An 8,543-nucleotide genomic window follows, 5' to 3' on the forward strand; every position below is an offset into this window, starting at 1 on the left:
GGGGCGGGTGGGACGGGGTCTCGCGGATCTAGGCTCGCCCCGCCGGCCGGGGCTGGCGGGGTCGACGATCGTTCAATTGCGCGGAAATGTCGGTGCGCAAGCGCTTGCACACTGACATTTCCCAACAATTGCGCGATTGTCGACCGCGCCCGAGCGACCCGTGCCGGCCCCCGCCGAGCGGAGACGGCGCGGATCAGGCCTTGGCCGAGGCGGAGAGTCGGGCGAGCGCCTTGCGGACGATGCCGGGGTCGGTGGTGGTCCACATCGGCGGGAGGCTGGCCTTGAGGAAGCCGCCGTACCGCGCCGTGGCCAGCCGCGGGTCGAGCACGGCGACGACGCCGCGGTCGGCGGTGGTGCGGATCAGCCGGCCCGCGCCCTGGGCCATCAGCAGCGCGGCGTGGGTGGCGGCGACCTGCATGAACCCGTTGCCGCCGGCCTGGTCGGCGGCCTTCTGCCGCGCCGACATCAGCGGGTCGTCGGGCCGCGGGAACGGGATGCGGTCGATGAGCACCAGCTGGCAGGTGTCGCCGGGGACGTCGAGCCCCTGCCACAGCGACAGCGTCCCGAAGAGCACCGTGTGCGGGTCCTCGACGAACTGCTTGGCCAGCTCCGGCAGCTGGGCGTCGCCCTGGGCGAGGGTGGTCAGGTGCGGGAGCCGTTCGCGGACCGCCTCGGCCGCGGTCTCGGCGGCCCGACGGGAGGAGAACAGCCCGAGCGCCCGCCCGTCGGCGGCGTCGATCAGCTCGACGATCTCGTCGAGCTGGGCGGCCACGAGGCCATCGCGCCCCGGCGGCGGTAGGTGGCGGGCGACGTACAGGATCCCCTGCTGGCCGTAGTCGAACGGCGAGCCGACGTCGATCCCTCGCCACGGCAGCACGGTGTCGGTGCGCTGCGCGTCGGCGGCCTCGTCGACGACCCGCTCGGACGGCTTGAGCCCGACGCTGGTCGCCACCGACCCGAAGTCGCCGCCCAGCATCAGGGTCGCGGAGGTGAAGACGACGCTCTTCTCGCGCAGCAGCTTGTCGCGCATCGGGCCCCACACCTGCAGCGGCGCGACGCACAGCCGGGGCGGCATCCGGTCGCTGCCCTCGGTCATCCACAGCACGTCGGAGTCGAGGTCGGCGGCCATCCGCTCGGCGGTCGCGAAGACGTCCTGCACCGACCCCTTGGCCTGGGTCAGCCCGGCGTCGGCGGACTTGTCGCCCTTGTCGTCGCCCTTGGGGTACGCCGACAGGCAGGCGCGCGCCGCGTCGCGGACCAGCACGAGGGCGTCGCCGAGCTCTTGCGGGATCCGCTCGAAGCGGCCCGGCCGGGCGTCGGTCATCGCCGAGCGCAGCGCCTCCGCGGCGTCGGCCAGGTCGTCGGCCTGCGAGCCCTCGACGTGGCGCTGGCTGCGCCGGGCGGCCCGCTCGACCTCGGCCGCCCACAGCTCGTCGGTCGCGGCCTGGGTGACCCGCGCGGTGAGCTCGTGGGCCTCGTCGATGACGACCGCGTCGTACTCCGGGATCATCGGCACGCCCTCGATCGCGTCGATCGCGAGCAGGCTGTGGTTGGTGATGACCAGGTGCGAGCGCTGCGCCTTCTCCTTGGCCAGCTCCGCGAAGCACTCCTGCCCGAAGGGGCACTTGCTCGCCCCCAGGCACTCGCGGTGGCTGACCGAGACCTGGCGCCACTCGCGGTCGGTGTGCCGCGGCGCGTTGTCGCGCTCGCCGCTGCCGCTCTCCTCGGCCTGCTCCTCGGCCCAGGCGCGCAGCTCGAGCACCTTCTGGCCCATCGAGCCCTCGGGCAGCTGCACCAGCGCACCCTGGTCGTCGGGCACGCCCTCGCGGACACGGTGGAGGCAGGCGTAGTTCGAGCGGCCCTTGAGCACGGCGTACGACGTGTCGACGTCGCGGGCGGACTCGTCCTTCGCGACCGCCTCGACGAGCCGCGGGAGGTCCCGCTCGACCAGCTGGTGCTGGAGCGCGAGCGTGGCCGTGGCGACCACGACGCGGTCGGGGTGGAGCAGCGCGGGCACGAGGTAGGCCAGCGACTTGCCGGTGCCGGTGCCGGCCTGGACGAGCAGGTGCTCCTCGTCGGCGAGCGCCCGCGAGACGGCCTCGGCCATCCGCACCTGGCCCGCCCGCTCGGCGCCGCCGAGCGCCCGCACCGCGCCCGCCAGCACCTCGCTCACGCGGGTCGTCGGCGCGGTCGGCGAGGCGGAGGTCGGTGGCACCCGAGCACCCTAACCGCGGCCGCCGACACCGCCGGCCGCCGTGCGGCGGGGCTGTGGACGACGTCACCCGCAGCGAGCGGACAGGCGCCGAACGACCTCAGGCGCCCGCCGCGGCGAGCCGCTCCCCGGCGCGGTCGATGTGCTCGGGCGAGAGCACGTGGCCGATGGCGAGCGCAGCGGCCCCGATGACGCCGGCCCGCTCCCCGGCGCGCGAGGTGGTCACCGCGAGGTGCTGCGTGGCCAGCGGCAGCGAGCGCTGGTAGACGACCTCGCGGATCCCGGCCAGGAGACTCTCCCCGGCGTCCGCGAGCGAGCCGCCGATGACGATCGCGGAGGGGTTGATCATGTTGACCAGCGTCGCGAGCACCTCGCCGATGTCGCGCCCCGCCTGGCGCACCGCCTGGACGGCACGGGCGTCACCGCTGCGGACCAGCCCCACGACGTCCGCGGAGCCGGCCGCCTCGACGCCGGCCTCGCGGAGCGCGCGAGCGACGGCCGGGCCGGCCGCCACCGCCTCGAGGCACCCCTGGTTGCCGCACCGGCACAGCACGTCCGCGGCTCGCGCGACCGCGACGTGGCCGAGGTCGCCGGCGGTCCCCTGGGCGCCGCGCTGGAGCTGGCCCCCGGAGATCAGGCCGGCGCCGATGCCGGTGCTGACCTTGATGAACACCAGGTCGTCGACGTCGGGCAGGTGGGCGTGCTGCTCGCCGAGCGCCATGATGTTGACGTCGTTGTCGACGAGCACCGGCACGTCGAACGCGCGCTGCACGTGGCCGGGCACGTCGTACTCGTCCCACCCGGGCATGATCGGCGGGTTGATCGCCCGGCCGCTCGAGTGCTCGACGGGCCCGGGCAGTCCCATGCCGATCGCGGCCAGCTCGCGGACCTCGCGGCGCTGGTCGGCGAGCAGGTCGGCGACCACCTGCTCGACCCAGCCGAGCACGTGGTCGGGGCCGAGGGCGACGTCGAGGTCGGCCCGGCGCTCCACGAGGATCGTGCCGCTGAGGTCCGACAGCGCGGCGGTGGCGTGGCTCGCGCCGATGTCGACCCCCGCCACGACCCAGGCCATCGGGTTGAGCGCCAGCAGGGAGGGCGGACGGCCGCCGGTCGAGACGCCACCGCCGTACGGCGCCACGAGCCCCAGCCGCATGAGCGTGTCGATCCGCGACGCGATGGTCGAGCGGGCGAGCCCGGAGAGGTCGGCGAGCTGCGCGCGGGTGCGAGGCCGGCCGTCCCGAAGGAGCTCGAAGACGTCGCTGGTCCGCACGGCCGCAGTGTTCCACGCACCCTTCGGGACGTCCAGCAGTCGACTTTTGACGGACTATCGACAGAAGTGGGTGACGCGTGCCACAGTGCGTCCGTGACCACCACGTCGCACACCTCGACAGACGGGACGCCCGGCGCGCCGGCCGCGCCCGCCGGCGCCGTCGTGCTGCGCGCGTCCGGCCTGACCAAGTCCTTCGCCGGCCACACCGTGCTCGCCGACGTCGACCTCGAGCTCCGCGCCGGCCAGGTCCTCGGCCTCGTCGGCGAGAACGGCGCGGGCAAGTCGACGCTGATGAAGATCCTCGCCGGCGTGCACTCCCCCGACGCCGGGACCGTCGAGATCGGCGGTGAGACGGTGACCTTCAGCCACCCCGTGCAGGCGCAGCAGGCCGGGCTCTCGACGGTCTTTCAGGAGTTCAACCTCCTGCCCGAGCGGACGGTCGCCGAGAACGTCTACCTCGGCCGGGAGCCCCGCCGCCGCGGCCTCGTCGACGTCGAGCGGATGCAGCGCGACACCGACGAGCTGCTCGCCGGGCTCGGCGTGACCGGGCTCCGGGCCGGGCAGCGGGTGCGCACCCTCTCGGTCGCCGAGCAGCAGCTCGTCGAGATCGCCAAGGCCGTCAGCTACGACGCCCGCGTCATCCAGATGGACGAGCCCACCGCCGCGCTCGCCGAGCACGAGGTCGAGCTGCTCTACTCCGTCATCGCCCGGCTCACCGCCCGCGGCGTCGCGATCGTCTACGTCTCCCACCGGCTCAAGGAGATCTTCGACCTCTGCGACACCATCACCGTCCTCAAGGACGGCCGCCAGGTCACCACCCGCCCGGCGACCGACCTGGACGACGCCGAGCTCGTCCGGCTCATGGTCGGCCGCTCGATCTCCTCCTTCTTCCCCGACCCGCTCCCCGGCACCGAGGTCGGCGAGCCGCTGCTGGAGCTGCGCGGCGCCGGCAACGGGTACGTCGACGGGGTCGACCTGACCCTGCGGGCGGGCGAGGTCGTCGGCATCGCCGGCCTCCAGGGCTCGGGCCGCACCGAGCTGCTCGAGGCGGTCTTCGGCGTCCGGCCGCTGACCCGCGGGACCATGCGGATCGGGGGGCACGACGTACGCCCCCGCTCCCCGCGCGCGGCGATCCGCGCCGGCCTCGCCATGGTCACCGAGGACCGCAAGGCCACGGGCCTGGCGCTCAACCAGACGATCCTCGACAACGCCCTCGGCGTCGTCCGCGCCGTCTTCCCCCGCCGCACGGGCGCCGCGCGCCGCGAGCTGCCCGGCCTGCTGTCCTCGCTCGAGGTCTCCGCCCGGGCGATGGACCAGGAGGTCCAGTTCCTGTCCGGCGGCAACCAGCAGAAGGTCGTGCTGGCCCGCTGGCTGACCACCGAGCCCCGCGTCGTGCTGATGGACGAGCCCACCCGCGGCATCGACGTCGGCGCGAAGCACTCCATCTACGAGCTGATGCGCGCGCTCGCGGCCCGGGGCGTCGCCGTCCTCATGGTCTCCAGCGAGCTGCCGGAGGTGATCGGCATGTCCGACCGCATCGTCGTGATGCGCGACGGCCGGGTGGCCGGCGAGCTGCCCGCCGGGTCGACCGAGGAGCAGGTGCTCCAGGTCGCGACCGGCGTCACCGGGGAGGCGAGCGCATGAGCACGCTCCTCCGGCGCGGGACGCCGCTGACCTCCACCGGCATCGTGCTGGTCCTGCTCGCCCTCAGCCTGGTCGTCGGCTTCGTGCTGACCGCGGTCGAGGGCCGCAACTTCCTCAGCTCCGGCAACATCTCCGCGCTGCTGACCGGCATCAGCATCCTCGGCTTCATCGCGATCGGCCAGACGCTGGTGATCCTGGTCGGCAGCCTCGACCTGTCGGTGCCGTACGTCGTCAGCCTGGTCAGCGTGCTGGCTGCCGGCACGATGGCCGGCCAGGACGGCAACGTGCTCCCCGCGGTCCTGCTCGCCCTCGCGGTGGCCGCGGTGATCGGGCTGGTCAACGGCGCGATCGTGGCCTACCTCGGCGTGCACGGGTTCATCGCGACGCTCGGCACCGGCCTGGTCGTCAGCGGCTACCTCGCCACCAACTACCAGGGCAGCCACGGCTCCGCGCCGCGCTCCTTCCGCCTGGTCGGCGCTACGCAGGTCGGCCCGGTGCCGCTCTCCACGCTGATCCTGCTCGGCTGCGCGGTGCTCGTCGTGCTCATGCTCCGCCGCACCCGGGTCGGCCACCACCTGTACGCCGTCGGCGGCAACCGCGAGGTCGCCCGCCTGTCCGGCATCCGCACGTCGGTCCCGGTCCTGGTCGCCCACACCCTCTCCTCGGTGCTGGCCGCGCTCGCCGGCCTGCTCCTGCTGGCCCGGCTCAGCGTCGGCAGCCCGACGATCGGCAGCCAGGGCGACTACGACCTGATGTCGATCGCGGCCGTCGTCCTCGGCGGCACGCTGCTGGCCGGCGGCAAGGGCAACGTCGTCGGCACCCTCGCCGGCGTCGCGATCTTCTCGGTCCTCGACAACGTCATGGGCGTGATGGGCGTGAGCGCCTTCCTCCAGGACGTCGTCCGCGGGCTCGTCATCGTCGTCGCGGTCGCGGTCTACGCCCGGCGCGAGATCGACCGCCGCCCCGCCCGGTTCGAACGGCCCACCGGCCTGGACGCCGCCCTCCAGGAGGCGAAGTGACCACCTCGACCCAGCTCCTCGACCGGCCCGAGCGCCCGCCGCTGGCGGACCACCACCGCAGCCTGGGCGGGCGGGCCGCAGCGGCGCTCGCCACCCCCGGCGGCGCGGTCTACGTCCTGGTCCTGCTCCTGCTGGTGGCCACCATCGCGGCGAACCCCAACTTCGGCGACCCCGGCGTGGTCATCCGCTTCCTCGGCCGCACCGCGCCGATCGCGATCGCGGCGATCGGGCAGTACTACGTGATCGTCTCCGGGGAGTTCGACCTCTCCATGGGTGCGGTCGTCGCCGCGCAGGTCGTGATGGCCGGCAACCTGATCGGGCAGGACGACAGCCGGATCCTGCCGGTCATGGTGCTGATGCTCGCCGTCGGCGTGCTCATCGGCGTGCTGAACGGCCTCGGCACCACCCTGCTGGGCGTCCCCAGCTTCATCGTGACGCTCGGGATGATGCTGGCGCTCGGCGGCCTGGTCGACCACCTCACCGGCGGCGCGGCCACCGGCAACCCCGCCGACGCGTTCCGCGAGATCGGCCGCGGCGGCATCCAGGACGTGCCGGTCGTCGACGTCATCCCCTACCCGCTGCTGATCCTGGTCGTGCTCGGCGCGCTTGCCTCGTGGTCGATGCGCCGCCCCTTCGGCCGCAGCCTCGTGGCCGCCGGCGACAACGCCGACGCGGCCCGCGTCTCGGGCAGCTCGCTGTGGTGGCTGAAGACCCGCGCGTTCGTCATCTCCTCGCTGTCGGCGACCGTCGCCGGGATCCTGCTCGTCGGGTACGCCGGCGTGCACCCCTCGGTCGGCCAGGGCTACGAGTTCACCGCCATCACCGCGGTCGTCCTCGGCGGCGTGCTCCTCGGCGGTGGCCGCGGCTGGGTGCTCTCGGCCGCCGCCGGCGCGGTCGCCCTCGAGCTGCTGTTCGTCCTGCTGACGGCCCTCGGGGTCGAGTCCACGTGGCGCGCCACCGTGCAGGGCCTGATCATCATCGCCGCCGTCGCCGTGGCCGGCCGCGCCTGGCAGCGCGGGCGGCGCCCCCGACGTACCTCTCCCTCGTCTCGGCACCTCACCCACCACCAGCCCACCCCGGGCACAACCACAGGAGACAACTGATGCGCACACCGTTGCGAAGCAGGTCGCTCAGGGGCGCCGTGGCGTCCGTCGCTGCCCTGGCCGTCCTGGCCGCGTGCAGCACCGACGAGTCCATCGACGACCCCGCCCCGCAGGCGGGCGAGGAGTCGGCCTCCGAGACCGAGGAGTCCGGCGGCGGCGAGGAGTGGTTCGTCCAGGCCGACTTCGACGAGCAGGACGAGCAGCGGTCGGCGACGTTCGAGGGCGACCCCGAGCAGCCGTGGCTGCAGTACATCGACGGCGAGATGACCGACACCGCCGACTACACCTCCAACAAGGCGCAGAAGGTCTGCTTCGCGAACGCCTCGATCTCCAACCCCTGGCGCCAGACCGGCTGGATCACGATGAACCAGCAGCTGAAGGTGCTCCAGGACGAGGGCGTCATCTCCGAGATGGAGACCCGCGACGCCCAGGACGACGACAACACCCAGATCGCCGACATCGACTACTTCATCAGCGAGGGGAACTGCGACGTCTTCGTCATCTCCCCGAACTCCACGGCCGCGATGACCCCCGCCGTCGAGCGCGCCTGCGAGACCGGCAAGCCGGTCATCATCTTCGACCGCGGCGTCGAGACCGACTGCTACACGACGTTCATCCACCCCATCGGCGGCTACGCCTGGGGCATCGACACCGCCAACTTCCTCGTCGAGAACCTCGAGGAGGGCGACAAGGTCGTCGCGCTGCGGATCCTGCCGGGCGTCGACGTGCTCGAGACCCGCTGGGCCGCGGCCGAGAAGATCTTCGAGGAGAACGGCATCGAGGCGGTCGACTACTTCACCGGCGCCGACCCCACCAAGATCAAGGGCATCATCACCGACGAGCTCACCAAGGGCGACGTCGCAGGCGTCTGGATGGACGCCGGTGACGGCGCCGTCGCCGCCATCGAGGCCTTCGAGGACCAGGGCGTCGACTACCCGGTCATGACCGGCGAGGACGAGATGAGTTTCCTGCGCAAGTGGGAGGAGACGGGGCTGACCGGGCTCGCGCCGGTCTACTCCAACTTCCAGTGGCGCACCCCGCTGCTGGCGATCCAGAAGATCGTCGCCGGCGAGGAGGTCCCGAAGGAGTGGGTGCTCCCGCAGACCCCGATCACCGAGGACGAGCGCGCCGACTTCCTCGAGGCTAACGAGGGCATGCCCGACGGCCACTACGCGAAGTTCGGTGGCGAGGACCTGCCCGGCTACCCGCAGGTCTGGCAGGAGCGCCAGATCCCGTGACCCTGCGCCCCTGAACCCGGCCCGGCCGGGGGTGGACGGACCCACCCCCGGCCGGGC

The 8,543-nt window shown here is 73.3% G+C and carries 6 protein-coding genes; 4 read left to right on the forward strand and 2 right to left on the reverse strand.

The features are described 5' to 3' along the window. Positions 1-193: 193 nt before the first annotated feature. Positions 194-2,215, reverse strand: coding sequence for an ATP-dependent DNA helicase (locus G6553_RS20260; RefSeq protein ID WP_166196886.1), 2,022 nt, complete (start codon positions 2,213-2,215; stop codon positions 194-196). A 97-nt stretch (positions 2,216-2,312) separates the two neighbouring features. Next, positions 2,313-3,482, reverse strand: coding sequence for an ROK family protein (locus G6553_RS20265; protein WP_347565834.1), 1,170 nt, complete (start codon positions 3,480-3,482; stop codon positions 2,313-2,315). 93 nt (positions 3,483-3,575) lie between these two features. Here G6553_RS20265 and G6553_RS20270 point away from each other — a divergent pair, with 93 nt between their 5' ends. Genes G6553_RS20270 through G6553_RS20285 form a run of 4 tightly spaced genes read left to right on the forward strand, consistent with a single transcriptional unit; the run spans position 3,576 to position 8,486 of the window. Continuing rightward, on the forward strand, positions 3,576-5,126 hold the full coding sequence (locus G6553_RS20270; protein WP_166196888.1) for a sugar ABC transporter ATP-binding protein: 1,551 nt from the start codon (positions 3,576-3,578) through the stop codon (positions 5,124-5,126). Continuing rightward, positions 5,123-6,145: an ABC transporter permease gene (locus G6553_RS20275; RefSeq protein ID WP_166196890.1), complete on the forward strand. Its 1,023-nt coding sequence runs from the start codon at positions 5,123-5,125 to the stop codon at positions 6,143-6,145. The genes G6553_RS20270 and G6553_RS20275 overlap by 4 nt, the downstream gene beginning before the upstream one ends. Beyond that, a complete protein-coding gene (locus tag G6553_RS20280) occupies positions 6,142-7,248 on the forward strand; it encodes an ABC transporter permease (protein ID WP_207620074.1) in 1,107 nt (368 codons plus the stop codon). The genes G6553_RS20275 and G6553_RS20280 overlap by 4 nt, the downstream gene beginning before the upstream one ends. 38 nt (positions 7,249-7,286) lie before the next feature. Next, positions 7,287-8,486: a substrate-binding domain-containing protein gene (locus G6553_RS20285; protein WP_207620075.1), complete on the forward strand. Its 1,200-nt coding sequence runs from the start codon at positions 7,287-7,289 to the stop codon at positions 8,484-8,486. Positions 8,487-8,543 lie beyond the last annotated feature (57 nt).

Source organism: Nocardioides sp. IC4_145, assembly GCF_011250565.1.
In the GTDB taxonomy this organism is placed as follows: domain Bacteria; phylum Actinomycetota; class Actinomycetes; order Propionibacteriales; family Nocardioidaceae; genus Nocardioides.